This is a genomic window from Rhodococcus sp. WS3, from assembly GCF_003797085.1.
GTDB lineage: Bacteria > Actinomycetota > Actinomycetes > Mycobacteriales > Mycobacteriaceae > Rhodococcus_F > Rhodococcus_F globerula.
Window position 1 is genome coordinate 987,226 of the sequence record NZ_RKMA01000002.1, and the last position, 26,161, is coordinate 1,013,386.

The window sequence follows — 26,161 nt, forward strand, 5'->3', positions numbered from 1 at the left end:
TTCGAGTAGTCGTCCAGTTCGGGAGAAGCGTTACATCGGATAACGATCTGCGAGGGCTATGCGTGCTCGATTCGGCCTGAGAGGCCATGCCCTCACCCGACAAAATCCCTGTTCAGTCGTGCTCTGAGTCGAAAATAATGACCTGTCGGATTGCTTTCCCGTCCGCCAGTTCGTCCATCCCCGAATTGATGTCGCTCAGCTCGATTCTTGACGAGATGAGCTTCTCGACCGGTAGCTTTCCGTCGCGCCACAATTGCGCGTAGATCGGGATGTCACGGGCCGGGACTGCCGAGCCGAGATAGCTGCCGATGACGGTCCGAGCTTCCGCGACCAGTCCGAGCGGGGAAATCGACGAACGCGCGTCCGGCGCGGGCAGTCCCACCGTGACAGTGGTGCCACCCGCAGCCGTGGCGGACACGGCAGTCTCGAACGCGCGAGCATTGCCCGCAGCTTCCACCACAATGTCTGCGCGCACACCACTCTCGGACAAACCGGACGGTGTGAAGACATCGGTCGCGCCCAGTTCGAGTGCCTGAGCCAGCTTCGACTCGAGCGCGTCGACGCCGATGACCGTCGCGACACCCAACGCTCGGGCCGTCAGAATTGCTGCCATACCGACGCCACCCAAACCGACAACCATCACGGTGTCGGTGGGACGGGGTTTTGCCGCATTGAGTAGCGCTCCGCCACCGGTCAGCACTGCGCAGCCCAGCACAGCTGCGATATCAGGCGGCACATCGTCGTCCACGGCCACCACCGACTTGGCGTTGACGACTGCATGCGTCGCAAATCCGGACACTCCCAGGTGATGCTTGATGCTCACACCGTCACGCTGCAGGCGGTGCGCACCGCCGAGGAGACTGCCGTCATTGTTTGCGGCGCTGCCCACCGTGCACGGCATCCGGCCGTCGGTTGCGCAGCCGGCGCACTCGCCGCACCGAGGCAGGAAGGTCATGACAACACGATCCCCCACACGCAGGGCGTCCACGCCGTCACCGATCTGCTCGATCCGACCGGCCGCTTCGTGCCCCAGCAGCATCGGCACCGGGCGGACTCGATTGCCGTCCACGACAGAGAGATCCGAGTGACACAGTCCGGCCGCCTCGATCCTCACGAGGATCTCACCGGGGCCCGGAGCATCAAGTTCGAGTTCGGACACGGTGATCGGCATCGACGACGCGTACGGGCGGCTCCGTCCGATTTCTTCGAGCACTGCTCCACGAATCTTCAACTGCGCACCCTGATTTCGCTGGTTACCGACTAACGAACAATCCCACGCACTGACGCCGGCAGATCCCGGACACGTTTGTACGGACCTACCACGGCGGCGGCAAACGGCCGTGTCAGCAAAGTCTGTGCCACTTCGAGAACTTCTTCCGCAGTGACGGCGTCGATGGACGCCAATGTCTGCGCGACACTGCGATGGTTTCCGTAGTTGAGTTCACTGCGACCGATACGGTTCATCCGCGAACCCGAATCTTCCAGTGACAAAACAAGACTGCCCCGAAGCGCGCCCTTGGAGCGCGCAATCTCCGCGTCCGTGATGCCGCCTGCGGCCACCTGAGCGAGAACCTCGCGGATCACCGTGGTGACCTCACCCAGGTTTTCCGGCTGGCACCCCGCGTAGACCGAGAACGCCCCCGTGTCCGCAAACGTGTCCACCCCGGAATATACGGAATATGCCAAACCACGCTGTTCCCGAATCTCTTGGAACAGACGCGAACTCAAGCCGCCGCCCACCGCGGTATTGAGCACAGACAGCGCCCACCGATGACCTTCGTGACGGCCGAAAGCCCGCACACCGAGCGCAAGATGAACCTGCTCGCTGTCACGATGCGTCAAACTCAGTTCCGGCATCGTGCGCAGACGCAAAGTTCCTTCACGGCGCGGTGCCGGCTTCACACCACGCTCGAGGTGACCGGCAAATGCGCGTTTCGCCAATGTCACGACCTGCTTGTGGTCGACGTTTCCGGCGACGGCAAGAACCATCCGCTGCGGCGTGTACCGGCGCACGTGGAAGGAATGCAACTGATTGCGGGACATCGACTCGATGGAATCCACGCTGCCGATGATAGGGCGACCCACCGGGTGGTCACCGAACAGAGCAGTCAGAAACGCGTCGCCGAGGAGATCCTCCGGATCGTCGTCGCGCATCGCGATCTCTTCGAGGACCACTTGCCGCTCGACATCGACGTCAGCGGACCGGCACCGGCCGCGCAAAACGACATCGGCGACAAGATCCACGGCCATCGGCAGATCTTCGTCGATCACATGCGCGTAAAAGCACGTGTGCTCCTTGGACGTGAACGCGTTGAGTTCTCCGCCCACTCCGTCCATGACCTGCGCGATGTCGAGCGCTGTCCGCGACGGCGTCGACTTGAACAGCAGGTGCTCGAGGAAATGGGCCGCGCCGGCAACGCTGGGCTGCTCGTCACGCGATCCGACGCCCACCCAGACGCCGACCGACGCACTGCGCACACCCGGGATGAACTCCGTGACGACGCGGAGTCCGCCAGGCAGAACTGTCCGCTGGACTCCGGATTCGGGAAGAGCGTCGATCGGAGTTGCGAGTGCAGTACTGCGGCTGCGCGTCTTCTTCGCAGCATTCTTGGCAGTTGTCGTGCCTGAGGTCTTGGCAGTGGTCTTGCCTGGGGTCTTGGCCATGAAAAAGTTCAGCAGTCCTCGGTGCGGAGAATGATCAGGTCCGGAAAGTATGTGTCTACAGACAGTACAGATGCGGCCCCGCACGGAAATCCGCGCGGGGCCGCATCGAACAAACCGAGAAGAAGTGCTACTCGGAAGCAGCCTCTTCAGCAGCCGGAGCGGCAGCGTCGTCGTTGCCCTCTTCCACGGGGATCAGCGAGATCTTGCCGCGAGCATCGATATCGGCGATCTCGACGCGGATCTTGGATCCGACGTTGACCACGTCTTCGACCTTGGCAATACGCTTGCCGCTGCCCAGCTTGGAGATGTGCACCAATCCGTCGCGACCCGGCAGGAGCGAGACGAAGGCACCGAAGGCGGTGGTCTTGACGACCGTGCCCAGGAACCGCTCGCCGACCTTGGGGAGCTGCGGGTTGGCAATGGCGTTGATCATGTCGATCGCGGCCTGTGCAGACGGTCCATCGGTGGCGCCGACGAACACGGTGCCGTCGTCTTCGATGGAGATGTTGGCACCGGTCTGCTCGGTGATGGAGTTGATCATCTTGCCCTTGGGGCCGATGACCTCGCCGATCTTGTCGACCGGGACCTTGATGGCCGTCACGCGAGGTGCAAACGGGCTCATCTCGTCCGGGGTGTCGATGGCCTCTGCCATGACCTCGAGGATCGTGGTACGAGCATCCTTGGCCTGCGCGAGTGCGCCGGCGAGGACCTTGGACGGGATGCCGTCGAGCTTCGTGTCCAGCTGCAGAGCCGTGACGAAGTCCTTGGTACCGGCAACCTTGAAGTCCATGTCACCGAAAGCATCTTCGGCGCCGAGGATGTCCGTCAGTGCCACGTAACGGGTTTCGCCGTCGACCTGGTCGGAGACGAGGCCCATGGCGATACCGGCAACCGGAGCCTTCAGCGGCACACCGGCATTGAGCAGTGCAAGCGTGGAAGCACACACGGAGCCCATCGAGGTGGAACCGTTGGAGCTCAGCGCCTCGGAGACCTGGCGAATCGCGTACGGGAACTCTTCGACGCTGGGCAGAACCGGCATGAGTGCGCGCTCGGCAAGTGCGCCGTGACCGATTTCGCGACGCTTCGGCGAACCGACACGACCCGTCTCACCGGTGGAGTACGGCGGGAAGTTGTAGTGGTGCATGTAGCGCTTGCTGGTCTCGGGGCCGAGCGAGTCGACCTGCTGAGCCATCTTCACCATGTCGAGTGTGGTGACACCCAGGATCTGGGTCTCGCCGCGCTCGAACAGTGCGGAACCGTGTGCGCGCGGGATGATCGCAACCTCGGCGGACAGCGAACGGATGTCCGTGACGCCGCGGCCGTCGATGCGGAACTGATCGCGCAGGATGCGCTGGCGAACCAGCTTCTTGGTGAGCGAGCGGAACGCTGCTCCCAGTTCCTTCTCGCGGCCTTCGAAGTTCGGTGCAACCTGCTCGAGAACCTCGACCTTGACCTCGTCGGTCTTGTCGTCGCGTTCCTGCTTGCCGGCGATTGTCAGTGCGGCATTGAGCTTTTCGGACGCAGCAGCCTCGACGGCGGCAAATACGTCGTCCTGGTACGCCGGGAAGACCGGGTAGTCACCCGTGGGCTTTGCAGCCTTGGATGCCAGTGCTGCCTGCGCAGCGCACAGACGGGCGATGAACGGCTTAGCAGCCTCGAGGCCTTCGGCGACGATGGTCTCGGTGGGAGCCTGAGCGCCGTCGGCGATCTTCGCGATGACGTTGTCGGTGGCCTCGGCCTCGACCATCATGATCGCGACGTCGGCGTTGTCACCGCTGCCGGAAACGACGCGGCCGGCGACGACCATGTCGAACACGGCGTTCTCGAGCTGATCGACCGTCGGGAATGCAACCCACTGGCCGGCCTTGTTGTCCTCGGAGACGATGAGTGCAACACGCACGCCACCGACGGGACCGGAGAACGGCAAGCCCGCGATCTGCGTCGACGCGGATGCGGCGTTGATAGCCACGACGTCGTACAGATCCTGCGGGTTGAGGCTCATGACCGTGACGACGACCTGGATCTCGTTACGCAGACCGTCGACGAACGACGGGCGCAGCGGCCGGTCGATGAGGCGGCAGGTCAAGATCGCGTCGGTGGAGGGGCGTCCCTCACGACGGAAGAACGAGCCGGGGATGCGGCCCGCTGCGTACATGCGCTCTTCGACGTCCACCGTCAGGGGGAAGAAGTCGAAATGCTCCTTGGGGTGCTTGCTGGCGCTCGTGGCGGACAGCAGCATGGTCTCGTCGTCCAGGTAGGCAACGACGGCACCGGCGGCCTGCTGAGCAAGGCGTCCGGTCTCGAAACGGATGGTGCGGGTACCGAAGGACCCGTTGTCGATCACGGCGGTGGATTCGAACACGCCTTCGTCGACCTCTACTACGGAATTCTCTGTCATCTTTTTCTCTTCACTTCCCTCTCGTCTTCGCCGTACCCGCGCGGGCGTTCCCACCCTCCTGGTGGAAACTGCGCACCGAGGGACGTCCCCCTCTTGAATTGCAGAGGTTCCTACGTGCGAACTGGTCTCTGCTTCGGGACGTCACTGACGTTCGGGGCGGCCGTCGATCGAAGTCCGCCGGAACCACAGGGCATTCGCCCGGTCCGGAGAACCACTACCGACAACCGACACCACGTTCTCTGATGCATACGGTGTGCTGACTTCGCACTGCACCAACTGTGCAAATGCGCCGACAGCGGAAACTGCCTTGCGGCAGCTAACGCCGAAAGCCAGCGAAGCCCAGTATATGCGTGGCTTCGCCGGCTAACGGAGTGTTCGGCAAACCGGAGCCTGCCGTGTTGCTTTCGATCAGCGTCGTGACAAAAATCTAGCGACGCAGGCCGAGGCGCTCGATGAGCGCACGGTAACGAGCGACGTCCGTCTTTGCCACGTACTTGAGCAGACGACGACGACGACCGACCATCAAGAGCAGTCCACGACGTGAGTGGTGGTCATGCTTGTGGGTCTTGAGGTGCTCGGTGAGATCGGTGATGCGCTTGGTGAGCATTGCCACCTGAGCTTCGGGCGATCCCGTGTCGGTCTCATGCAAGCCGTACTCGCCGAGAACGGCCTTCTTTTCTTCCGTGGTCAATGCCACTTGATTCACTCCTGTGATGACGTTTGCGTGAAAGGAACTAGATCGGACGCGGCCGCCGCAAACCGCAGCACACACCGAGAGAAGATTCTACCAGGACCGTTGCGATCGATTTACCGGTCGACGGCAAGTGTGTCAGCCGACACTCTGTTCCCAGGCGTCAGCCGACACTCTGTTCCGAGTCGTGATCCAGAATTTCACGAGCGCGCTCGACATCGCGATTCATTTCCGCGATCAGCGACTCGATGGAATCGAACTTCTCCATCCCGCGGATCCGCGCCACCAGGTCGACGGCGACATGTTGTCCGTACAGATCTGCGTCGGCGTCGAGAACAAAAGCCTCGACGGTGCGAGCGCGACCGGAGAATGTCGGATTGGTGCCGACGGACACTGCCGACTTGTACCGCTTTCCCGGTACGAGCGTGCCCAACTCCTCGTCGGCTCCCAGAACGCTGAACCAGGCCGCGTAAACGCCGTCGGCCGGAATAGCCGAGAACACCGGAGGCGCGACGTTTGCCGTCGGAAATCCGAGTTCACGGCCACGCTTGTCGCCGTGCACCACAACACCTTCGACGCGATGCGGTCGACCGAGCGCCTCGGTTGCCGCAGCCATGTCACCGGCGTCGACGCACGAGCGAATGTAGGTCGACGAGAACGTCACCGCATGCTCGGCAAGCAATTGGACACCGTCGACGGCAAATCCGAATCGCTCACCCATTTCGCGAAGCAGATCGACGTTACCCAGGGCTTTCTTGCCGAACGTGAAGTTGTCGCCCACGACAACCTCGGCAACGTGCAGGCGCTCCACGAGGATTTCGTGGACGTACCGCTCCGGAGTCAGCTTCATGAAATCCGCGGTGAACGGCATGACGCAGAAGACGTCGATGCCCAACTCTTCGGCCAATTCCGCACGACGCGCCAGCGTCGTCAACTGAGCCGGATGACTACCCGGTCGCACAACTTCCATGGGGTGCGGATCGAACGTCATGAGCACACTGGGAACCCCGCGCTTTCGCGCCGCGGCTACTGCCCGGGCAATTAATTGGGCATGCCCACGGTGCACACCGTCGAACACACCGATAGTGAGTACACAACGACCCCAATCGGCCGGAACTTCGTCGAGACCACGCCACCTCAGCACGAAAGGCAGCCTACGGGGCGCACCGTCAGTAGTTTCGGTTGGACCCGCCGAGCGGTCTGCCACTGCACTACGTCGCAGGTACGGAACTTCCGCAATTCGTAGCCTAAGCTAAGTGTCGTGGCAGCTCACAAGACTGGACCCTCCGATACACACTCTGCACCGGATGGTGCCGCCGAATCCGGCGACGCGGATTCCCACCCGGACGGATCGATCGACACACTTGCACTGTCCTCGGTCGCGCAGGATTACCTGAAGATGATCTGGACCATTCAGGAGTGGTCACTCCAACGCATCTCCACGAAGCTGCTGTCCGAGAAGATGGGCGTCTCCGCCTCCACGGTGTCCGAAGCTATCCGCAAACTGTCCGATCAGGGCCTGGTCGATCACGCTCGGTACGGATCGATCGCGTTGACGGACACTGGCCGGGCGGCAGCTGTCTCCATGGTGCGACGCCACCGATTGCTCGAAACGTACCTCGTTCACGAACTGGGCTACGGCTGGGACGAGGTCCACGACGAAGCCGAAGTACTCGAGCACGCCGTCTCCGACCTGATGATCTCGCGCATCGATGCCAAACTCGGCTTCCCCGAACGTGATCCGCACGGCGACCCCATCCCGGCCGCCGACGGGACAATTCCCACTCCCCCGGCGCGCCAACTCAGCGACTTCGCCAACGGCGAGCGCGGGCGGGTTGCACGTATCTCCGACTCCGATCCGGAGATGCTTCGCTACTTCGATTCCGTCGGTATCACACTCGACGTCGAGATCACCGTGGTGGTGCGACGCGATTTTGCCGGAACCATGTCAGTGCGTTTGGGCGACAACCCGGACTTTATCGATCTGGGAAGCCCTGTCGCCCAAGCCATCTGGCTGGTCTGAATAACCTGGTCCGGACGAGTGACTAATCTTGACGCAGTGTCGCCGGGCGCACGACCATGACCGAACTCGCACGCTTTCCCTTTTCCTGCAGCAGGGCAATCGTATGGCCGCTGGGATCGATGGCCGCGTAGACACCTTTGAGCCCGATCGGTTCGAGCCACCGCCCCTGGCTGATGGCTTCGGCCTCGGCCACTGTGATCTGACGGTGTGGGAACGCAGTCTGGGCGGCCTGGTCGATATCGAGACTCACGCCGGGAGCCTCGGCGAGATCTTCGAGCGTGCGCGCGTGTTCGAGAGTGAACGGTCCGACGCGCGTGCGACGCAGTGCCGTCAGATGACCGCCGACACCCAACGTTCGCCCGAGATCACGCGCCAGCGAACGAATGTAAGTGCCGGACGAGCACTCCACGTCGACGTCGAGGTCGACGAATCCGCCCTCGATGTCGCGTCGGGCAAGAATCTCGAACGTCGACACCGTCACCGGACGCGCGGCAAGTTCGACGGTTTCACCGGCTCGCACCAGAGCGTGAGCACGCTGACCGTCCACCTTGATGGCGCTAACACTGGCCGGGATCTGCTCGATGTCACCGGTCAGCGTCGCCACCACTGCGGCGATCTCCTCATCCGTCACGGCCGACGCATCCGCTGAGGTGAGTACTTCACCTTCCGCGTCGTCGGTGGTCGTCGACGCACCCAACCGGATGGTCGCCGAATACGCCTTGGTGGTCAGTGCCAGCAGGCCGAGCAGTTTGGTGGCACGCTCCACGCCGAGAACCAGCACACCGGTTGCCATGGGATCAAGCGTTCCCGCATGGCCGACCTTGCGGGTATTCAACAGCTTGCGGCACCGGGCCACTACGTCATGGCTGGTGAGGCCTGCTTCTTTGTCGACGATCAAGATTCCGGCGCCGACAAGTCCGGAGGAAGGCTTTTCGCGAGCTGACACGGGTCTCGATTCTGCCAGCCGGACTCACTGCACCGAAATTGCCGTCAGGATCAGTCCGTCGGACACCATCCACCTACCGACGAATTCGGTGAGCGGCGCACCGGAGGTCGTCTCCCCCGGGACCAACAACTTGGATCGGAACGTGCCAGACGTATCCGATTCGGATTCGAACGTGATGTGTGCGTCCTCGAACCCCAACCACCGTTGTGTCAGGGGGAACCACGCCTTGTATGTGGCTTCCTTGGCGCAGAACAGGATTCGATCCCAGTGGACGGGACCGTCGCCGGCCTGCTCGCCCAGCCAGGTTCGCTCGTCCTCGATGCTGACGGCCGGAAGCACCCCGTCCGGCAAGGGCCCGTGGGGTTCGGCGTCGATACCGAGCGAACGAACCTGCATCGAGTACGCCAGCACCGCGCCGCGATATCCGTCGCAGTGCGCGAGGCTGCCGACAACGCCTTTCGGCCACAACGGCGCTCCCCGCTCCCCCCGCATGACGGGGGCCGCCGGAACACCCAGTTTCCCCATGGCGGTGCGGGCAAGATTGCGCGTCGTCACGAATTCGCGACGACGCTTCTCCACCGCACGGCCGATCAGCGCCTCTTCGCTGGGATGCGGGACAAGTCCAGGCGGATCCTCGAACGCCTCGGCAATCGCGATGCCGCCGGGCAGAATCTGTTCGATCACGTGTCGGTGCCTTTCTAGCGACCCGAGCGCATACGCTCGACTTCGGCTTCCTGCTCCGGCGTCACCTTGAAGTGGCCGCCCCATTTGTTCAACGTTCCCGGCGGGTACTCCGGCACCGGCAGAATCTGCCGCAACAGTTTCTCGGGCAGGCCGCGCCGACGCCACTCCCGTGGGTATCCGAGCGACACTTCCTCGAAGCGGACGCCGTCGTAGTAGGTGGTTCGCGGGATGTGCAGGTGCCCGTAGACCGAGCACACGGCGTTGTATTTCACATGCCAGTCCGCGGTCAGCGTCGTACCGCACCACAGCGCGAATTCCGGATAGATCAGCACGTCAGTCGGTTGACGAACCAACGGAAAGTGATTGATCAGCACGGTCTTCGTACCTTCGGGCAACGCGTCCAGACGCTCCTGCGTGTACGCGATGCGGGCACGGCACCACGCGTCGCGGGTTGCGTACGGCTGCGACGACAGCAGAAATTCGTCGGTGGCGACGACGTTCTTGTCCCGCGCGATCTCGAGGCCGTGTTCCTTGTCTCGCGCCCCGACGGGCAGGAACGAGTAGTCGTAGAGCAGGAACATCGGGACGAGCGTCACCGGACCGTCTTCGCCCTCCCACACCGGGAACGGATCCTCCGGCGTGATGACGTCGATCTCGCGGCACATGTTGACCAGGTACTCGTACCGCGGAGCGCCGTGAATCTGCACCGGGTCCTTGGCCGTGGTCCACAGTTCGTGGTTGCCGGGAATCCAGATGACCTTCGCGAAGCGCGAGCGCAGGAGCGTGAGCGCCCAGCGAATATCGTCGGTCTTCTCCGACACGTCGCCGGCCAGGATCAACCAGTCGTCCGGCGAGTCCGGGAACAGTTCCTCCGTCATCGGCTTGTTGCCGTTGTGACCGACATGGATGTCGCTCACTGCCATCAGCTTTGCTGCCACGATCCCTCAGCTTCCTCACTCGAACGCTCGACTGCATGTGCAGTTGTCTCGGTTCCCGTCACAGCCCACTTTCCCGACAGCGCACGCCAGGACACCGCAATCATCCGCAGTACGACAAACACGGTCAGGCCCGCCCAGATTCCGGCCAACCCCCAGTCGAAGGCCAGCGACATCCAGATTGCCGGCAGAAATCCGACCACCGCACACGCCATGGTGGCATTTCTCATGAAGGTCACATCACCGGCGCCGAGGAGAACTCCGTCGAGGGCAAACACGACTCCCGCGACCGGCATGATCGCGACGAAGAACCACCAGGCGATCGACATCTGCGCGAGCACCTCGTCGTCTGCCGTGAACAGTTGCGGGATCACCGAGTGCCCGGCGGCAAACAGAACGGCCAACAGCACTGCGAAGACCGTCGACCACACTGTGATCCGCCACGCCATTTTCTTGGCAGCAACTGCAAATCCGCCTCCCAGCGCGGCCCCGATCAGCGTCTGCGCGGCGATCGCCAATGAATCGAGAAGCAGCGCAACCAGGTTCCACAACTGCAGAACCACCTGATGCGCGCCCACCACGGCTGCTCCGAATCGCGACGCAACCGCCGCAGCCGACACGAAACAGGCTTGGAAAGCGAGGCTGCGGAGAATCAAATCGCGGCCCATGACCATCTGCGCGCGCATGATCGACACACGTGGTCTGACCGAGACTGGTTCGCGGAACAACGCCCACGCGAACAAGATGCCGGAAATACTCTGACCGACAAGATTCGCAACCGCCGAACCTTCGAGTTCGAGGCGCGGCGCACCCCATAATCCGTGAACCAGGATCGGGCACAGAACTGCCGAAATCCCCAGTCCCACAAGAACGAAGCGCAGCGGACGGATCGTGTTCTGCAGCCCGCGCATCCAACCGTTGCCGGCGAGGGCTACCAGAATGAGCGGCACACCCAGCACCGCGATGCGCAACCAACTCTCGGCCGCATCCGCGATATCGGAACCGCCCGCCACCGCCGACGTCAACGGCCCGGCAATCGCCTGCACCACCGCCACCAACAGCAGCCCGATCACCAACGCCAACCACGTTGCCTGAACACCTTCACCGACCGCCTCGCGATCGCGGCCGGCGCCGTGCAGTCGAGCCGCGCGAGCGGTGGTTCCATACGAGAGGAACGTCAACTGAGTGCTCACCAACGACAGGATGAGCCCGCCCACCGCCAGACCCGCCAACGGAAGGGCTCCGAGCCGTCCCACGACTGCGATGTCGAACAGGAGATAGAGCGGCTCGGCTGCCAGCACACCTAGCGCAGGCAACGCCAACCCGAAGATACGACGGCCGGTCACATCGACCTCGGCGCCGGATTTTGTCGCAGTTGCTGGCACAGGACTATCGGATGCGGTCACGATCGGACACTCACCCCAGTGCGGCAATCAACGCTGCAACCGTCTGCTCACTCGAATCGGTCGAGGTGTAGCCGGCCGAGAGCCGATGTCCACCGCCACCGAGTCTCTCCGCGACAGCCGAGACGTCGACATCGGTCTTCGCGCGCAACGATATCGACCAGCTGCCGGTTTCCGATTCCTTGAGCACAGCGGCAACCTCGGCTTCCGACGTCGTCCGGACGATGTCGACAACGCTCTCGATTTCCTCGGACCGCAGATCTCCGATGTCGTCACGGCGGATCACCGCGTACACGAGACCGCGACCACCTGCAGCGCTTCGTACCAGCGTCGCCGAGCCGAGCACCGACGACAGCATCGGCAGCCAGCCGAACGGATGCGTGTCGAGAAGTTGCCGAGCGATGGTGTCGCCGTCGATACCGGTGGCTAATAGCCGGGCCGCAAGAACATGCGTCGACGGCCCGCCCCAACGGAAGGACCCCGTATCGGTCACCAGACCGGCATACAGGCAATGGGCCACGTCTCGATCGATCTCCACGCCCCACGAATCGAACAACCGTGCCAGCAGAGCCGTCGTCGATGCTGCGGATTCGTCCACGACGTTGATCGCACCGAATTCCGAATTGGATCGATGATGATCCACGACGACGGTGCTGGCCGCACCAGCCAACCGATCCGCAAGAGCGCCCAAGCGCCCGGTGCTTCCCACGTCGACGGTGATCAGGACGTCCACTTCGGAACGCACGGAAGCCGGTGGAACCAACAGATGCAGACCGGGAAATCCGAGCATGGACTCGGGCAGGTGCGCAGGCCGGCTGAAGGCAACCTGAACCGAAACGCCCCTGCGCTCGAGCGCCAACCCCAATGCCAGACCGCTGCCGATAGTGTCTGCGTCAGGCTGGATGTGGCACAGGATAGTTGCCGTCCGAGCCGCATCCAGCACTTCGATTGCCCGCGCGAAGCCTGCCCGGCAAGGATCCTCGCAAGGGTCTCCGTAAGCGCGTGCGGTGATCGTCATCCTCGCTGCGGGTCAGTCGAGATCTCGAGCATCCGAGGCAACGACGTCGTCATCGTCGTCAGCAGCTACTCGTGGCTCCTTGTACGGATCTGCTTCACCGGCAGGCTGAGCTCCCTCGCGAGCCTTGGCGAGCTCGCCGTCGGCGGCACGCGCACGAGCCAACAGCTCTTCCATGTGGCGCGCAGTATCGGGAACGGTGTCCGCGACAAACGTCAGCGTCGGGGTGAAACGGACACCGGTGCCGGCGCCCACCTTCGACCGGAGAACACCCTTGGCCTTCTCGAGACCGGCTGCAGCAGCTTCGACGTCGGGTGCGGAATCGACCTTTTCACCCATCACGGTGTAGTACACGGTCGCATCGTGCAGGTCGTTGGTGACCTTCGTGTCGGTGATGGTCACAAAAGCAAGCCGCGGATCCTTGATCTCGTGGTCGATTGCGGTCGCGACAATCGTGCCGATTCGTTTTGCGAGCTTACGGGCCCGGGCGGGATCCACCATGATCTCTGTCTCCTTCTCCCTGGACTTTCGATTCCACGGACATTCGATTTCACGCACATCCGATACGAGATAACTCGATCGTTCACAATGTTCGATTTACAAGAATTATTACCGACACCAGTCTTGTGCATCGCCGCCCACCGACCAAATCAGTCCTCGGGACCGAAGACGCGCCGACGTACGGCAAGTAACTGCATTTCCGGTCGCGCCGCAACCGCTCGCTCACAACGATCGAGTACGTCGTGCAGATGATCCATCGACGAACTGACCGCAGCAACACCGACCAAGGCGCGGCGAAGACGCCCCTGTTCCCCGGCTTCCGCCGCACTGATCCCGAAACGTCGCAGTTCGGTCAGAATCGGCGACACCAGCGAACGCTTTTCCTTGAGGGAGTGGACATCTCCGAAAAGAATGTCGAACTCCAATGCACCTACGAACATATTCCCCCAGACCGTTTCTCGTCCCAGACCGCTTCCTCGTCGGCATAGCCGAATGGACTCTCCCGGACATTGTGGTCAATGTCCAGGAGAGTCCATGTCAGTCAATACTCACGAGCGCCCCCAGCGCCCGCGGCGACTACTAGTCGCGCGGCTTCTCACGAAGCTCGTAGCACTCCAGAACGTCACCGATCTTGATATCGGAGTAGGTGACGGTCAGACCACATTCGTAGCCTTCGCGAACCTCGGTGGCGTCTTCCTTCTCCCGCTTGAGCGAGGAGATGGTGACCGTCTCGGCGACAACCTTGCTGTCGCGGATGAGACGTGCCTTGGCGTTGCGACGGATGCTGCCCGACGTGACCAAGCAACCGGCAATGTTGCCGATCTTGGACGAACGGAACATCGCGCGGATCTCCGCCTTGCCCAGCTCGACCTCTTCGTACACCGGCTTGAGCAGACCCTTGAGAGCCTTCTCGACCTCGTCGATGGCCTGGTAGATCACCGAGTAGTACCGGATGTCGACACCCTCGCGGTTCGCCAGCTCGGTCGCCTTGCCTTCGGCACGGACGTTGAAGCCGATGATGATCGCGTTGGAAGCCGCTGCCAGGTTGACGTTGGTCTCCGTGACGCCACCGACACCGCGGTCGATGACGCGCAACTGCACCTCGTCGTCGATCGGGATAGCCAGCAGTGCCTCTTCGAGAGCCTCGACGGTTCCCGAGTTGTCGCCCTTGAGGATCAAGTTCAGCTGCGAATGTTCCTTCAGAGCTGCATCGAGATCGTCCAAGCTGATGCGCTTGCGGCTCTTCGCTGCCAACGCATTGCGCTTACGTGCATTGCGACGGTCAGCGATCTGGCGGGCAATACGGTCCTCGTCGACCACGAGCAGGTTGTCGCCTGCACCGGGGACGGACGTGAAGCCGATGACCTGAACCGGACGCGAAGGTAGTGCCTCGTGGACGTCCTCGCCGTGCTCGTCCACCATGCGGCGGACGCGGCCGTATGCATCACCGGCGACGATGGAATCGCCGACGCGCAGCGTTCCGCGCTGGATGAGCACTGTGGCAACGGGGCCACGGCCACGGTCGAGGTGAGCCTCGATCGCAACACCCTGTGCATCCATGTCCGGGTTTGCGCGCAGATCCAGGGAAGCATCCGCGGTCAGCAGCACAGCTTCGAGAAGCTGATCGATGTGCAGACCCTGCTTCGCCGAGATGTCGACGAACATGGTGTCTCCGCCGTATTCCTCGGCGACCAGTCCGTACTCGGTCAGCTGCTGACGGATCTTGTCCGGGTTAGCGCCTTCCTTGTCGATCTTGTTGACCGCGACCACGATCGGCACGTCGGCCGCCTGGGCGTGGTTGATCGCTTCCACCGTCTGCGGCATGACACCGTCGTCGGCTGCGACAACAAGGATCGCGAGGTCGGTGGCCTTGGCACCACGAGCACGCATGGCCGTGAAGGCCTCGTGACCGGGGGTGTCGATGAACGTAACGAGACGCTCGTTGCCCTCGAGCTCGGTGAGCACCTGGTAAGCACCGATGTGCTGCGTGATGCCGCCGGCTTCGCCCTCACGGACGTTGGCCTTACGGATCACATCGAGCAGACGGGTCTTACCGTGGTCGACGTGGCCCATGACGGTGACCACAGGCGGACGGGACTCGAGGTCCTCTTCTCCGCCGGCGTCCTCGCCGTAGGTGAGGTCGAAGTGTTCGAGCAGCTCACGGTCTTCGTCCTCAGGGCTGACGACCTGAACGACGTAGTTCATTTCGCCGCCGAGAAGCTCCAGCGTCTCGTCGTTGACCGACTGCGTTGCCGTGACCATCTCGCCGAGATTGAACAGTGCCTGCACAAGTGCTGCGGGGTTCGCATCGATCTTGTCTGCGAAGTCGGACAGCGACGCGCCGCGAGCGAGACGGATGGTCTCGCCGTTGCCGCGAGGCAGCCTGACGCCACCGACTGCGGGAGCCTGCATGCTCTCGTACTCGGCGCGCTTTGCCCGCTTCGACTTACGTCCACGACGAACAGCGCCGCCGGGACGACCGAATGCGCCTGCTGCAGCGCCGCGCTGACCGGGACGGCCACCGCCGCCGGGACGACCGCGGAAACCACCTGCGGGAGCTCCGCCACCGGGAGCACCTGCACCGGCACCTGCGCCGCCGCCGGGAGCTCCGCCACCGCGGTACCCACCGCCGCCGCCACCGGGACGACCGCCGGGAGCGCCACCGGGACGGCCCGGACGACCTGCGCCGCCACCGGGCGCGGGACGAGCGGAACGAGCAGGCATTGCACCCGGGTTCGGGCGAGGAGGCATGGAGCCGGGGCTCGGACGAGGTCCACCCTGACCTGCGGGCGGACGGGGTCCACCCTGGCCGGGAGCCGGACGAGGACCGCCCTGGCCGGGAGCCGGACGAGGACCGCCCTGGCCGGGAGCCGGACGGGGTCCACCCTGGCCGGGAGCCGGACGAGATCCACCCTGCGCCGCGGGACGCGGAGCGCCCGGACGAGGACCGCTCTGGCCCGGAGCCGGACGTGGTGCCGGACGCTCAGCCGGAGCCGAGGAGTACGGGTTGTTTCCGACGCGCGGAGCCTTGGGCATCGGACGAGGTCCACCGGGCTTTGCGCCGGTCGACGGTGCTGCCGGAGCAGCTGCAGCGGGAGCTGCCGGTGCCGCGGGAGCTGCCGGAGCCGGACGAGCCGGCTTCGGAGCGTTGCTGGGTGCAGCGGGCGCATTGAACGTCGGCGTGGGGACTGCCGGCGTCGTAGGAGCCGGTGCTGCGGGAGCGGACGGTGCTGCCGGGGCCGGAGCTGCAGCAGCCGGGGCTGCCGGTGCTGCGGGAGCCGGTGCGGCCGGCTTGGGGCCGGGACGCTGCCCGGGACGCGGTGCGCCGGGCTTTGCTGCCGACGGCGACGGTGCGCCTGGCTTTGCTGCGGGCTTTGCCGCTGCGTCGCCGGACGCGGGCTTGGTTTCTGCACCACCGGCAGACGGGAATGATTCCCGCAGACGACGTGCGACGGGCGCCTCCACTGTGGATGACGCAGACTTTACGAACTCGCCCTGCTCTTTGAGCGTTGCGAGTAGTTCCTTGCTGGTAACACCGAGCTCTTTAGCCAACTCGTGTACGCGGGCCTTGCCTGCCACTGCTCTCCTCACTGATGAGGTCGAGCAGGAGGCATCCCACAGATGTGGGTCCCACACGACCTCGGGTTATAGCCGATGGACGTTCATCGTTGGTGCTTCACGGTGTGCTCATGAGTGCTTGTGCCTGTTCTTCTCGAGAGGTACTGCTTTTGTGTGAACTGCGTCGACCAGCTGGTCGACAGCGGACGTGTCCAGATTTCCGGACACTCGCAGTGCTCTGCTGAATGCTCGGCGCCGCTCTGCCAGGCTCAGGCAACTCGGATCCAGGTGCAGCCATGCACCTCGACCGTGGAGCCTTCGCAATACGTCGGGGACAAGCAGGGAACCCTCCGGCCCCTGCCCACCAACCACGACCCTCAACAGATCGGCAGCCGACCCTTGTTCCCTGCATCCCACACACGTTCTGACCGGCGAACCGGGCGTCGCGCGCGCAAAATCCGAGGACTCACGTCGAACCATCGTCTACTCTACCGTCGAACTGTCTGGAACACTGCATTCCACCGTTATCCGTTTGACGCGCCGGAGCGATCCGACGCGTCGTCGACCGGTGCTGCATCGCTTCGAATATCGATACGCCAACCGGTCAACCGTGCAGCAAGGCGGGCATTTTGACCCTCCTTGCCGATGGCTAGCGACAGCTGGAAATCAGGCACGATAACCCGAGCTGCACGGGCATCGAGGTCGACAACAGTGACGGAGACCACTTTCGACGGAGAGAGTGCGTTGCCCACAAATGTCGCGGGGTCCTCGTCGTAGTCGATGATGTCGATCTTCTCGCCCGCAAGTTCGCTCATGACGTTACGCACGCGCTGCCCCATGGGACCGATGCATGCACCCTTCGCATTGAGCCCGTGAACGCGCGACGCAACCGCGATCTTGGAACGGTGACCAGCTTCGCGGGCAACATTGATGATCTCGACGCTGCCGTCGGCAATTTCGGGAACCTCGAGTGCAAACAGCTTCCGAACCAGGTTCGGATGGGTGCGCGACAGCGTGATCTGCGGGCCGCGCGCGCCGCGGGCAACCCCGACGACGTAGCACTTGATGCGCTCGCCGTGCTCGTAGCTTTCACCAGGAACCTGCTCGGCCGGCGGAAGCAGGCCTTCGGTGCCATGCGCGTCGCTGCCGATTCGCACGACAACCATGCCACGCGAGTTCGCGCGGGTGTCTCGCTGGATCACACCACCGACGATTTCGCCTTCGTGCGTCGAGTACTCGCCGAAACTGCGCTCGTGCTCGGCATCACGCAGACGCTGAAGAATCACCTGACGCGCGGTGGTCGCCGCGATCCGGCCGAAGCCCTCGGGGGTGTCGTCCCACTCGGCGCCCACCATATTTCCGTCGGAGTCGGTGTCGTGAGCCATAACTCGCACCGATCCGGTCTTGAGATTGACGTCGATCCGAGCGTTCTGCTTGTGGCCCTCGGTGTGTCGGTACGCCGTCAGCAGCGCGGTCTGGATCGTGGCGATCACTGTTTCGATCGGGACGCCTTTTTCGGCCTCGATCGCTCGCAACGCTGCAATGTCGATATTCACTTGTCGAACCCTTCTTCGTTATCTACGTCTTCTACGTCTTCTTCGGAATCGAGCACCTGTGCGTCGGACTCGTCGAGGTCCGTATGCACTGCCCGACCCTCCGGAATTCCTCCGGCAAGTTCCAGCTCTGCGTCGCTCGGCTTCGAAAACTCGACCTGCACAACAGCTTTCTGCACGTCTGCCAGCGGTATCTCGCGGACTGTCAGACCGCCGCGACCGTTCATGACCACTGCAACCGAATCCTCGCCGAGGACACCGATTCGACCGACGACGGTCTCGTCGGCAAGATCGATGCGTGCTTTGCGCCCACGTGCGCGGCGCCAATGTCGCTCTGCTGTCAGCGGCCGATCGATCCCGGGCGACGTGACCTCGAGCGTGTACGGCGCTTCCCCGATTTCCTCGAGGCTGTCGAACAACTCGGAGACGAGCCGACTGATCTCGGCAGCGGCATCCAGTTCGATACCGGCGTCACTGTCGACCATGATGCGAACGGCGCTGTGCTTGCCCGCATTAGTGACCACGACGTCCTCGACGTCGTAGCCCTTGGACTGCACGAGTTCGGAGACCAGCTCGATAACCCTGTCCTTGGATGGCACCGGCATCTCGCGAACTCCTCGTTTCAGTTGTCGTCGACTCGCATCGACTCGGTGTTGTCAGTCTGTGTGACCCAGGCCTGTGTGATGCAGGTCTCGAAGTAGCAGGTACCCAGTTTGTGGGCATGCCAAAGACACCATTCGCCACACTGTCCGGCCAAGCATCCAAGAGTACCGCCCCTTCGAGATGCCTGCGACCAGACCGACCGTTACACATCACACGTGAACACGTTTGCCTGATTCGAACGAATCGCGCGGTACCTGGCACCATGGACGAGTGCTGACGCCCCTATCCACCACCTCCCACTCCCGCCGGAGTGCGCTGAAGATCGCAGGTGCGGCATCGATCGGCGCCATCGCCTTCGCGGCCACAGCGTGTACTGACAACGGCTCCACCCAGGCCGCCGTAGAAGTCGACCAGCTGACCTCGCAGGCCGATCGCGCACGAGCAGACGCCGCCGCTGCAAGCAATTCGATCGCGCTGGCACCGGAACGTGTTGCCGCGCTCACGACGATCAGCGCGGAGCGCACCGCTCATGCCGATGCCCTCGACGCCGAGATCGCGCGAGCGGCAGGCGGGGGTGCCGGCACCACGTCAACGCCGTCAGCGTCGTCGACCGCGCCCGCAGCGCCCGCGGGGATCGACGCTGTGCGCGCGTCGTTAGCGGAGTCCGCTCGCAGCGCTGCCGATCTCGCCCGGACGACATCCGGCTATCGCGCCGGACTGCTCGGTTCGATCAGCGCGGCGTGCGCCACCCAGGCGGCGGTACTGCTGCCATGAGCATTCTGCGCACATCGACAACCAGTGATTCAGCCGTGCTCGACGCCATCGAATCCGAGAACGCCGCAATCTTCGCTTACGGCGTCGTGGCAGCGTTCTCCAACCCGGCTCGGGCCAACGAGGTTGCCACCCACATGGCAACCCACCGGGCGCGCCGCGACGCTTTGTCCGTCATTGCCGTCGACGCGGGCCTCACTCCCCCGATTGCCGCCGCCGGCTACGACATCCCTTTCCCGGTCACCGACGCCATCACGGCGGCGCAGTTGGCGGCACAGATCGAAGCCGACACCGCAACTACGTACCGCGCGTTGATCGAACAGGCCGATTCCGACGATCTCCGCACTTTCGGAGTCGAGGCGCTCACAGACGCCTCGATCCGCGGGGCCGGCTGGAATCTCGCACTCGGGACAACTCCCGCAACATCGGCGTTTCCCGGCGAATAGTGCTGTGCGCCTTGATTAACCGCCCGCGGTTGATAAGGGCGCACAGCAAAACTCACTTCCGAGTCGGCACAAACCACGCCGCCACTACTGCGACCAGTACAAAACATCCGCCGACTCGCAGGGCGGGCGTCAGTGCTTCGCTGTATCCCAGCGGCGTCAACGCTCCACCTGCGGCCAGGAACACCGCTGTCAGGACTGCGATTCCCAATGCGACGCCGATCTCGCGAAGTGTTGCGTTGGTCGAACTGGCCGTGCCGTGATCCGGCGCGTCCATGTCGACGAGTACCGCGGTGGCATTGGGCGCGAAGGTCAGCCCCATGCCGATTCCGGCCATGAGAAGTGCGGGGACGAGTGACGCGTACGTGGCGTCGGGACCGATGCGAGCAGCCAACCAGAACAACGCGCCGGCTTGCAGACCGAGACCGGTGAGAAGCAGCGGCCGCAGTCCCACTTTCGGGGCGAGGAAGCCCGCGAGCGGCGCAAAAACCATCGGCGCCGCCGTCCACGGAAGCGTCCGCAACCCGGCTTCGAACGGTGTGAACCCCATCGCGACCTGGAGGTACTGCGAGAGCAGGAACACCGCACCGAAGATGCCGATCGAGAAGGTCAGTCCGATCACGTTTGCCATCGAGAAGCTTCTGGATCGGAACAGACGCAACGGCATCACTGGATGCGACGTGGTTCTTTCGCGAACGATGAACAGCCCCAAGGCAACTACTGCACCCACCAGCGATGCGACAACACCGAAGGAACCCCAACCGTCGTCGTTGCCGTGAACGATGCCCCAGACAGCGAGGAACACACCAAGTCCGGCCAGCGCGACCCCGGCGACGTCCAAAGGCTGCTTCCGCCCGGTCGATTCGCGCAGTGCATACATTGCGAGCGGAACTGCGACGATTGCTACCGGCACGTTGATCCAAAAGATCCCTTGCCACGAAAAACCGTCGACCACAGCGCCGCCCACCACCGGACCCATCGCGATACCGAGCCCCGATACTCCACCCCAGATGCCGATTGCCATGGCGCGCTTGGCTTCCGGAACCGCAGCCACGAGCAGTGTCAGCGAGAGCGGCATGATGGCAGCAGCGCCGACGCCTTGAACGGCGCGTGCCGCGATCAACAGTCCTGCCGATGTCGAGAGCGCGGAGGCAATTGACGCCGCGGTGAACAGTCCGATCCCGCCGACGAACATGCGTCGCCTACCCCAGCGATCGCCGAGCGTCGTCGCCGACAACATCAACGTCGCAAACGCAAGCGTGTACGCATTCATGAACCACTGCAACTGGCTCACGGACGCATTCAGATCTTTCTCGATCACCGGCAATGCGCTGGTCATCACCAGATTGTCGAGGGTTGCCATGAACATCGGCAGGGACGCCGCGACGATCGCAATCGCAACCGGTACTGATCGCCTGCGGGTCCCTTCCGAACCGGGTGCGGCACCGGCATTCGCCAAAACAGTCATTGCACGCCTTCGCTTAGGTATCAGTTGATTACTTATTCGACGCTAAGTTATCAACTGATAACCTGTCAATATGCCGAGCGAAGATTCCGCCCCACCCAAGCGAAGGATGAGCGCGCCCCAGCGCCGGGCACTTGTCCTTGCAGCAGCCACCAGGGCCTTCGCCCGCGGCGGATATTCCGGCACCAGCACCGATGCGGTCGCGAAGGAAGCCGGTGTCTCGCAGCCGTACATCGTGCGCATGTTCGGAACGAAAGCAGAACTGTTCCGGGCAGTGTTCGCGCGAGCACTCGACGAGATCGTCCGAACCTTCACCGAAAAGCTGGACACACTTGATATCGAGCCCGACGATCCGGAGTTCTGGGCCGAGCTCGGTTCCGCCTACGGCGAGCTGATCCTGGACCGCGACCTACTGCTCGTCATGCTGCACGGGTTCGCCACCGGCACAGACGACATCGCCACCGTGTCACGGTTCGCGATGTCGAAGATCTACAGCCTGGTGCGCGATCGAACCGGTTGCACCACAGAGCAGGCCCGAATGTTCATCGCCAACGGCATGCTCATCAACAATCTGCTCGCGATGAAAGCGCCGGAACACATCGACGAGGATCCCGCCCTGGGCGAACTGTGCGTCAGCGTCTTCGGCGAATCGGCCGCAACAACACTCTCCGCCACCGGCACCGCGCCTGCATCCGACTCGGACACCTGACCGGCCACTGGGATTTACGTCACATGTGTGATCGAACGCACCATAGAGTCGGGTTCGACACATCACGTAAAACCGGACGAAAAGGACCGACGTTGGATCTTGCACAACGCATCGACGCCCTCGAGCAGATCGAAGAGATCAAAAAGCTCAAGTACAACTACTGGCGCGCCTGTGATGCCAAGGACCCGGTCGCGTTCCGCAACAGTTTCATCAAGAGCGGCGCGTCCATCGACTACGGCCAGCTGGGGGCGTTCGACGACGCGGGCCCGATGGCCGACATCTTCACCGCAGTCGCCCTGCGCAAAGTCGACGGCCACTACGCGGTCCTCGACATGCACCACGGACTTCACCCCGATATCGAAATAACTTCGGAGACTTCCGCACTCGGTCGATGGACGCTGCAGTTCCGCCAGATCGACACCGTCGCTCGGACTCAGAAATTGATGACGGGCGAATACGACGACGCGTATGTGATCGAGGACGGAGCGTGGAAGATGAGGCGCTGCCACTTCACGGAGACGTGGTCGATGACCACTCCCCTGTCAGCCGAGACCGTCCTCGCCGAGGGATCAGTGGGGAGCCAAGAATGACTGGATCAAAAGTTGCACTGGTAACCGGCGCGAGTCGCAGTGTCGGCAAAGGAATCGCGTTGGCGCTGGGCAGCGACGGCTGGACCGTGTATGTGACCGCGCGCGGTGAAGTCGGCACCAACAGCCCACTCGACGCTGCAGCTGCGGAGATCACCGAGCGTGGTGGCCGGGGAATCGCCGTGCAGTGTGATCACAGCGATGATCAGCAAATCGTTGATCTCTTTGCCCGCATTGCCGACGAGCAGTCCGGGCGTCTCGATCTCCTCGTCAACAACGTGTGGGCCAACCCTGCCGGCTACGCAGGTTTCACGGATCCGTTCTGGAAGCGCCCCGTCGCCGACTGGGACTCCCTGATCGGGATCGGTTTGCGCGCGCATTACGTCGCGTCCGTGGAAGCCGCCAAGTTGATGGTCCCGCGCGGAAGCGGTGTCATCGGCCATATCTCGTCGTTCGGCAGCCGCGGATACCTGCACTCGGTGCTGTACGGAATGTCGAAGACCGGCCTCGACAAGATGGCCGCGGACATGGCCGTCGAGTTGAAAGGTACCGGAGTCACCGCACTGTCCTTCTGGCTCGGTTTGATTCGCAACGAGCGAATGGAAGCCAGCGGAATGGAGAGCTTCGAGGGCTTCTCCCTCGCCGAAGCGGAAACCCCGGAGTTCGTCGGGCAGGTCATCACGGCACTGGCCAACGATCCCGACGTCAACTCCCGCAGCGGGCACACGCTGATCACCGCGGAAACTGCACTCGACTACGGAATCACCGACGCCAACGGCAAGCAGCCGGCGTCACATCGTGCTGCATTCGGTGGCGGCCCGCTCTTCTGAGCCACGCACACCGGACGCCGTAGCGGCGCCGCGCACCCCCGCGGTGCCCGGCGCCGCTACGCGCGCCTTGAGCGCAAGCCACGCACAGCCGATGACCACGATGCCGCCAGCGACGATGGACAGCGACAATTCCTCGCCCAGGATCAAGGCCGACCACGCGATGCTGAGAACCGGTTGAACCAGCTGCGTCTGACTGACTGTGGAGATCGGCCCCATCGCCAGGCCTCGGTACCAGGGGAAGAAACCGAGAAACATGCTGATGGCACCGAGGTAGGCAAACGCAAGCCATGAATTGGCGTCGGCGTGGACGGGCGTATTCACCACCGACACAACGGTCATGGTGGCCGTAACGGGCAGTGCGAGAATCAACGCCCAGGCGATTGTCTGCCATGATCCGATTTCGCGGGCCAGCAACGCTCCTTCGGAGTACCCGAGAGCAGCACAGATCACTGCCCCGACGAGCAGAAGATCCGCGAGGTGGAACGAACCGAGTCCGCCGCCTGCACATGCGACGAACACTGCCACCGATATCGCGCCGGCCGCACTCGCCCACCAAAATGCCTGACTCGGCCGTTCTTTCCCCCGAACTACAGCCAGTACGGCCGTCGCGGCAGGCAATAGCCCGATCACGACGGCGGCATGACTGGCCGGTGATGTTTGCACTGCAAACGTGGTGAGTAGAGGGAACCCGAGAACAACTCCGATGGTGACAAGGGCAATCCGTGCCCATTGCCGAAGGCTGGGAATGGCGGCGCGCGAAGCCAGCAGCGCAATCGTCGCCAACCCTCCCGCCACTACAGCCCGGCCGGCGCCGATGAACAACGGATCAAGGTCAGCGACTGCGATTCTGGTCAGCGGAACCGTGAACGAAAACGCCAGAACTCCCAGGAGCCCCCACCACAGACCCGATAGCGGTGCCGATTCGTTCACGATAGCGCTACTATTGTCATTCATGTCCCACGATAGCAGTAGCCGACGGGTAGTCGACGGCTTACGCACGCTGATCACGTCGTCGACCGCCGGAATGCAACTCCCCTCCACTCGGGCGCTGGCCGCAACGCACGGCGTGGGGCCTGTCACTGTGCAGCACGCAATCCGCCAACTCGTGGGTGAAGGCCTGGTTGAAACCCGCCCAGGTTCGGGAAATTTCGTCGCCCGCACGCGAGCGCCTCAGATATCCGACTACTCTTGGCAGACAACCAGTCTCGGGCCGAGCCGGGTCGACGCCAATCCCATCGGATCAAGCATGCTCACGGTTACGGCAGACACGATCTCGCTGCACAGCGGCTACCCAACGGACGAGTTGCTTCCCCTTCGTCAGATCCGCGGAGCACTGTCGAGGGCTGCGCGGAGCTCACATGCGGCACGTCGACCGCACACCGCAGGGCTTGGAGAACTCCGCGAGTGGTTCGCCCACGAGCTCACCACGGGCGGCGCTACCACGGTGCGCGATTCCGACGTCCTGATCACCCCCGGAGGGCAGAGCGCACTGTCTTCGACGTTCCGGGCGCTTGCAGGTCCCGGCGATGCCATCGTGATGGAGTCGCCCACGTACTGGGGTGCCATCGCAGCAGCCAAACAGGCCGGGTTGACCGTTGTGCCCGTCGCCCGCGGGACGCACGCGCCGGATCCGGATGATCTTGCCACCGCGTTCGAACTCTCCGGGGCGCGCTTGTTCTATGCGCAACCACATTTTGCAAACCCAACCGGAGCACTCTGGTCGGACACAGGGAGGCAATCGATCATGAAGGTCGTGCGCGATCACGGTGTATTCATGATCGAAGACGACTGGGCGCACGATTTCGGAATCGACAAGGAAGTCACTCCCCTGGCTGCGAACGACCCCGACGGCCACGTGATCTACGTCCGGTCGCTCACCAAGAGCACGTCTCCGGCACTACGGGTCGCGGCCGTTGTTGCACGCGGTCCGGCGCGACGACGAATCGAAACCGATCGCACCATCGATGACCTGTACGTTTCCGGGATTCTCCAAGCTGCGGCGGTCGACGTCCTCACCCAACCTTCGTGGCTTACTCATCGGCGAAACGTTCGCGAGCTACTGCGCGAACGGCGTGACCATCTGATCCGCGAATTGGATACTCATGCACCGGAACTCACGCTCACCCACAAACCCGCCGGTGGTCTCAACTTATGGCTTCGCCTGCCTGAGGGTTTCGATTCCGAAACGTTTGCAACCAGGTGCCTCACGCACGGCCTCTCGATTTCCCCTGGGGCCGAGTGGTTTCCGGCGGAACCAACCGCCGCATACATTCGTCTGAACTTCGGCGGTTCACATCCAGATCGTTTCGAGGAAGCCGCCCGGATCCTGGCCGCTCAACTCGTCCCGAAATGAGGGCGCCACAACGCTGGCCAGCCTGTCGA

At 63.2% G+C, this 26,161-nt stretch carries 25 protein-coding genes; 7 read left to right on the plus strand and 18 right to left on the minus strand.

Translation table 11 applies throughout. From position 1 onward, the window contains the following. Positions 1-112: 112 nt before the first annotated feature. From EEB13_RS18630 to EEB13_RS18650, 5 genes are all read right to left on the minus strand, one after another. Positions 113-1,231, minus strand: coding sequence for an alcohol dehydrogenase catalytic domain-containing protein (locus EEB13_RS18630; RefSeq protein ID WP_141486007.1), 1,119 nt, complete (start codon positions 1,229-1,231; stop codon positions 113-115). A 29-nt stretch (positions 1,232-1,260) separates the two neighbouring features. Beyond that, positions 1,261-2,664: a M16 family metallopeptidase gene (locus tag EEB13_RS18635; RefSeq protein ID WP_230590176.1), complete on the minus strand. Its 1,404-nt coding sequence runs from the start codon at positions 2,662-2,664 to the stop codon at positions 1,261-1,263. A gap of 127 nt (positions 2,665-2,791) precedes the next feature. Then, positions 2,792-5,062 (minus strand): polyribonucleotide nucleotidyltransferase, encoded by a 2,271-nt coding sequence (locus EEB13_RS18640; RefSeq protein ID WP_033234900.1) that lies wholly within the window; start codon positions 5,060-5,062, stop codon positions 2,792-2,794. Positions 5,063-5,489: 427 nt separating this feature from the next. Continuing rightward, a complete protein-coding gene (rpsO, locus tag EEB13_RS18645) occupies positions 5,490-5,759 on the minus strand; it encodes a 30S ribosomal protein S15 (protein ID WP_033234901.1) in 270 nt (89 codons plus the stop codon). Positions 5,760-5,916: 157 nt separating this feature from the next. Then, positions 5,917-6,897: a bifunctional riboflavin kinase/FAD synthetase gene (locus EEB13_RS18650; protein ID WP_141486008.1), complete on the minus strand. Its 981-nt coding sequence runs from the start codon at positions 6,895-6,897 to the stop codon at positions 5,917-5,919. Between the two features lie 117 nt (positions 6,898-7,014). On the opposite strand from EEB13_RS18650, the gene EEB13_RS18655 reads away from it, so the two are divergent. Then, the gene (locus EEB13_RS18655; protein WP_141486009.1) at positions 7,015-7,776 is read left to right on the plus strand and encodes a metal-dependent transcriptional regulator; all 762 of its coding nucleotides are present in this window, start codon (positions 7,015-7,017) and stop codon (positions 7,774-7,776) included. A gap of 22 nt (positions 7,777-7,798) precedes the next feature. On the opposite strand, the gene truB is transcribed toward EEB13_RS18655, so the two are convergent. The 11 genes from truB to rimP all read right to left on the minus strand — a co-directional run bounded on the left by truB (position 7,799) and on the right by rimP (position 18,976). After that, positions 7,799-8,722, minus strand: a complete 924-nt coding sequence (gene truB / locus EEB13_RS18660; protein WP_045067298.1) for a tRNA pseudouridine(55) synthase TruB — start codon at positions 8,720-8,722, stop codon at positions 7,799-7,801. Between the two features lie 24 nt (positions 8,723-8,746). Further along, positions 8,747-9,406, minus strand: coding sequence for a 4'-phosphopantetheinyl transferase (locus EEB13_RS18665; protein ID WP_141486010.1), 660 nt, complete (start codon positions 9,404-9,406; stop codon positions 8,747-8,749). 14 nt (positions 9,407-9,420) lie between these two features. Continuing rightward, a complete protein-coding gene (locus tag EEB13_RS18670; RefSeq protein WP_138873123.1) occupies positions 9,421-10,344 on the minus strand; it encodes a metallophosphoesterase family protein in 924 nt (307 codons plus the stop codon). After that, positions 10,329-11,747 (minus strand): MATE family efflux transporter, encoded by a 1,419-nt coding sequence (locus EEB13_RS18675; RefSeq protein WP_080711754.1) that lies wholly within the window; start codon positions 11,745-11,747, stop codon positions 10,329-10,331. The genes EEB13_RS18670 and EEB13_RS18675 overlap by 16 nt, the downstream gene beginning before the upstream one ends. 10 nt (positions 11,748-11,757) lie before the next feature. Further along, complete coding sequence (locus tag EEB13_RS18680; RefSeq protein WP_141486011.1) at positions 11,758-12,762, minus strand: DHH family phosphoesterase; 1,005 nt, start codon at positions 12,760-12,762, stop codon at positions 11,758-11,760. 12 nt (positions 12,763-12,774) lie between these two features. After that, positions 12,775-13,260, minus strand: coding sequence for a 30S ribosome-binding factor RbfA (gene rbfA, locus EEB13_RS18685; protein ID WP_116104068.1), 486 nt, complete (start codon positions 13,258-13,260; stop codon positions 12,775-12,777). 149 nt (positions 13,261-13,409) lie between these two features. Beyond that, entirely contained in the window at positions 13,410-13,700 is a 291-nt protein-coding gene (locus EEB13_RS18690) for a DUF503 domain-containing protein (RefSeq protein WP_033234909.1), read from the minus strand. 139 nt (positions 13,701-13,839) lie between these two features. Further along, on the minus strand, positions 13,840-16,839 hold the full coding sequence (gene infB, locus EEB13_RS18695; RefSeq protein ID WP_084702751.1) for a translation initiation factor IF-2: 3,000 nt from the start codon (positions 16,837-16,839) through the stop codon (positions 13,840-13,842). Between the two features lie 108 nt (positions 16,840-16,947). Continuing rightward, positions 16,948-17,298, minus strand: a complete 351-nt coding sequence (locus EEB13_RS18700; protein WP_045067292.1) for a YlxR family protein — start codon at positions 17,296-17,298, stop codon at positions 16,948-16,950. A gap of 44 nt (positions 17,299-17,342) precedes the next feature. Further along, positions 17,343-18,374 carry a transcription termination factor NusA gene (gene nusA / locus EEB13_RS18705; protein ID WP_033234910.1) on the minus strand — a complete coding sequence of 344 codons (1,032 nt, stop codon included), beginning with the start codon at positions 18,372-18,374 and terminating at the stop codon, positions 17,343-17,345. After that, entirely contained in the window at positions 18,371-18,976 is a 606-nt protein-coding gene (gene rimP / locus EEB13_RS18710) for a ribosome maturation factor RimP (protein WP_033234911.1), read from the minus strand. The genes nusA and rimP overlap by 4 nt, the downstream gene beginning before the upstream one ends. Positions 18,977-19,247: 271 nt before the next feature. Here rimP and EEB13_RS18715 point away from each other — a divergent pair, with 271 nt between their 5' ends. Together EEB13_RS18715 and EEB13_RS18720 are read left to right on the plus strand one after the other, a co-directional pair. After that, positions 19,248-19,748 (plus strand): hypothetical protein, encoded by a 501-nt coding sequence (locus tag EEB13_RS18715; protein ID WP_410055773.1) that lies wholly within the window; start codon positions 19,248-19,250, stop codon positions 19,746-19,748. Beyond that, complete coding sequence (locus EEB13_RS18720) at positions 19,745-20,191, plus strand: ferritin-like domain-containing protein (RefSeq protein ID WP_092808590.1); 447 nt, start codon at positions 19,745-19,747, stop codon at positions 20,189-20,191. The genes EEB13_RS18715 and EEB13_RS18720 overlap by 4 nt, the downstream gene beginning before the upstream one ends. Before the next feature lie 52 nt (positions 20,192-20,243). Here EEB13_RS18720 and EEB13_RS18725 read toward each other — a convergent pair whose 3' ends face one another. After that, a complete protein-coding gene (locus EEB13_RS18725; protein WP_141486013.1) occupies positions 20,244-21,656 on the minus strand; it encodes a DHA2 family efflux MFS transporter permease subunit in 1,413 nt (470 codons plus the stop codon). Between the two features lie 70 nt (positions 21,657-21,726). Here EEB13_RS18725 and EEB13_RS18730 point away from each other — a divergent pair, with 70 nt between their 5' ends. The 3 genes from EEB13_RS18730 (at position 21,727) to EEB13_RS18740 (ending at position 23,779) form a co-directional block, all read left to right on the plus strand. Continuing rightward, positions 21,727-22,362, plus strand: a complete 636-nt coding sequence (locus EEB13_RS18730; protein WP_261984588.1) for a TetR/AcrR family transcriptional regulator — start codon at positions 21,727-21,729, stop codon at positions 22,360-22,362. A 92-nt stretch (positions 22,363-22,454) separates the two neighbouring features. Then, entirely contained in the window at positions 22,455-22,952 is a 498-nt protein-coding gene (locus tag EEB13_RS18735) for a nuclear transport factor 2 family protein (RefSeq protein ID WP_141486014.1), read from the plus strand. Beyond that, a complete protein-coding gene (locus EEB13_RS18740) occupies positions 22,949-23,779 on the plus strand; it encodes an SDR family NAD(P)-dependent oxidoreductase (protein ID WP_045067289.1) in 831 nt (276 codons plus the stop codon). Before EEB13_RS18735 ends, EEB13_RS18740 begins: the two co-directional genes overlap by 4 nt. Here EEB13_RS18740 and EEB13_RS18745 read toward each other — a convergent pair. Beyond that, positions 23,741-24,733, minus strand: coding sequence for a DMT family transporter (locus tag EEB13_RS18745; protein WP_141486015.1), 993 nt, complete (start codon positions 24,731-24,733; stop codon positions 23,741-23,743). The genes EEB13_RS18740 and EEB13_RS18745 overlap by 39 nt on opposite strands. Here EEB13_RS18745 and EEB13_RS18750 point away from each other — a divergent pair. Continuing rightward, positions 24,732-26,132, plus strand: a complete 1,401-nt coding sequence (locus tag EEB13_RS18750; protein ID WP_141486016.1) for a PLP-dependent aminotransferase family protein — start codon at positions 24,732-24,734, stop codon at positions 26,130-26,132. The genes EEB13_RS18745 and EEB13_RS18750 overlap by 2 nt on opposite strands. The last annotated feature ends 29 nt before the right edge of the window (positions 26,133-26,161 follow it).

Coding starts and splice junctions, on each gene's coding strand:
- EEB13_RS18635 (WP_230590176.1), bottom strand. CDS start 2,664: ATGGCCAAGACCCCAGGCAAGACCACTGCCAAGACCTCAGGCACGACA.
- EEB13_RS18640 (WP_033234900.1), bottom strand. CDS start 5,062: ATGACAGAGAATTCCGTAGTAGAGGTCGACGAAGGCGTGTTCGAATCC.
- EEB13_RS18680 (WP_141486011.1), bottom strand. CDS start 12,762: ATGACGATCACCGCACGCGCTTACGGAGACCCTTGCGAGGATCCTTGC.
- rbfA (WP_116104068.1), bottom strand. CDS start 13,260: ATGGTGGATCCCGCCCGGGCCCGTAAGCTCGCAAAACGAATCGGCACG.
- EEB13_RS18690 (WP_033234909.1), bottom strand. CDS start 13,700: ATGTTCGTAGGTGCATTGGAGTTCGACATTCTTTTCGGAGATGTCCAC.
- EEB13_RS18700 (WP_045067292.1), bottom strand. CDS start 17,298: ATGGTTCGACGTGAGTCCTCGGATTTTGCGCGCGCGACGCCCGGTTCG.
- rimP (WP_033234911.1), bottom strand. CDS start 18,976: ATGCCGGTGCCATCCAAGGACAGGGTTATCGAGCTGGTCTCCGAACTC.
- EEB13_RS18720 (WP_092808590.1), top strand. CDS start 19,745: ATGAGCATTCTGCGCACATCGACAACCAGTGATTCAGCCGTGCTCGAC.
- EEB13_RS18725 (WP_141486013.1), bottom strand. CDS start 21,656: ATGACTGTTTTGGCGAATGCCGGTGCCGCACCCGGTTCGGAAGGGACC.
- EEB13_RS18730 (WP_261984588.1), top strand. CDS start 21,727: ATGCCGAGCGAAGATTCCGCCCCACCCAAGCGAAGGATGAGCGCGCCC.
- EEB13_RS18740 (WP_045067289.1), top strand. CDS start 22,949: ATGACTGGATCAAAAGTTGCACTGGTAACCGGCGCGAGTCGCAGTGTC.
- EEB13_RS18750 (WP_141486016.1), top strand. CDS start 24,732: ATGTCCCACGATAGCAGTAGCCGACGGGTAGTCGACGGCTTACGCACG.
- EEB13_RS18745 (WP_141486015.1), bottom strand. CDS start 24,733: ATGAATGACAATAGTAGCGCTATCGTGAACGAATCGGCACCGCTATCG.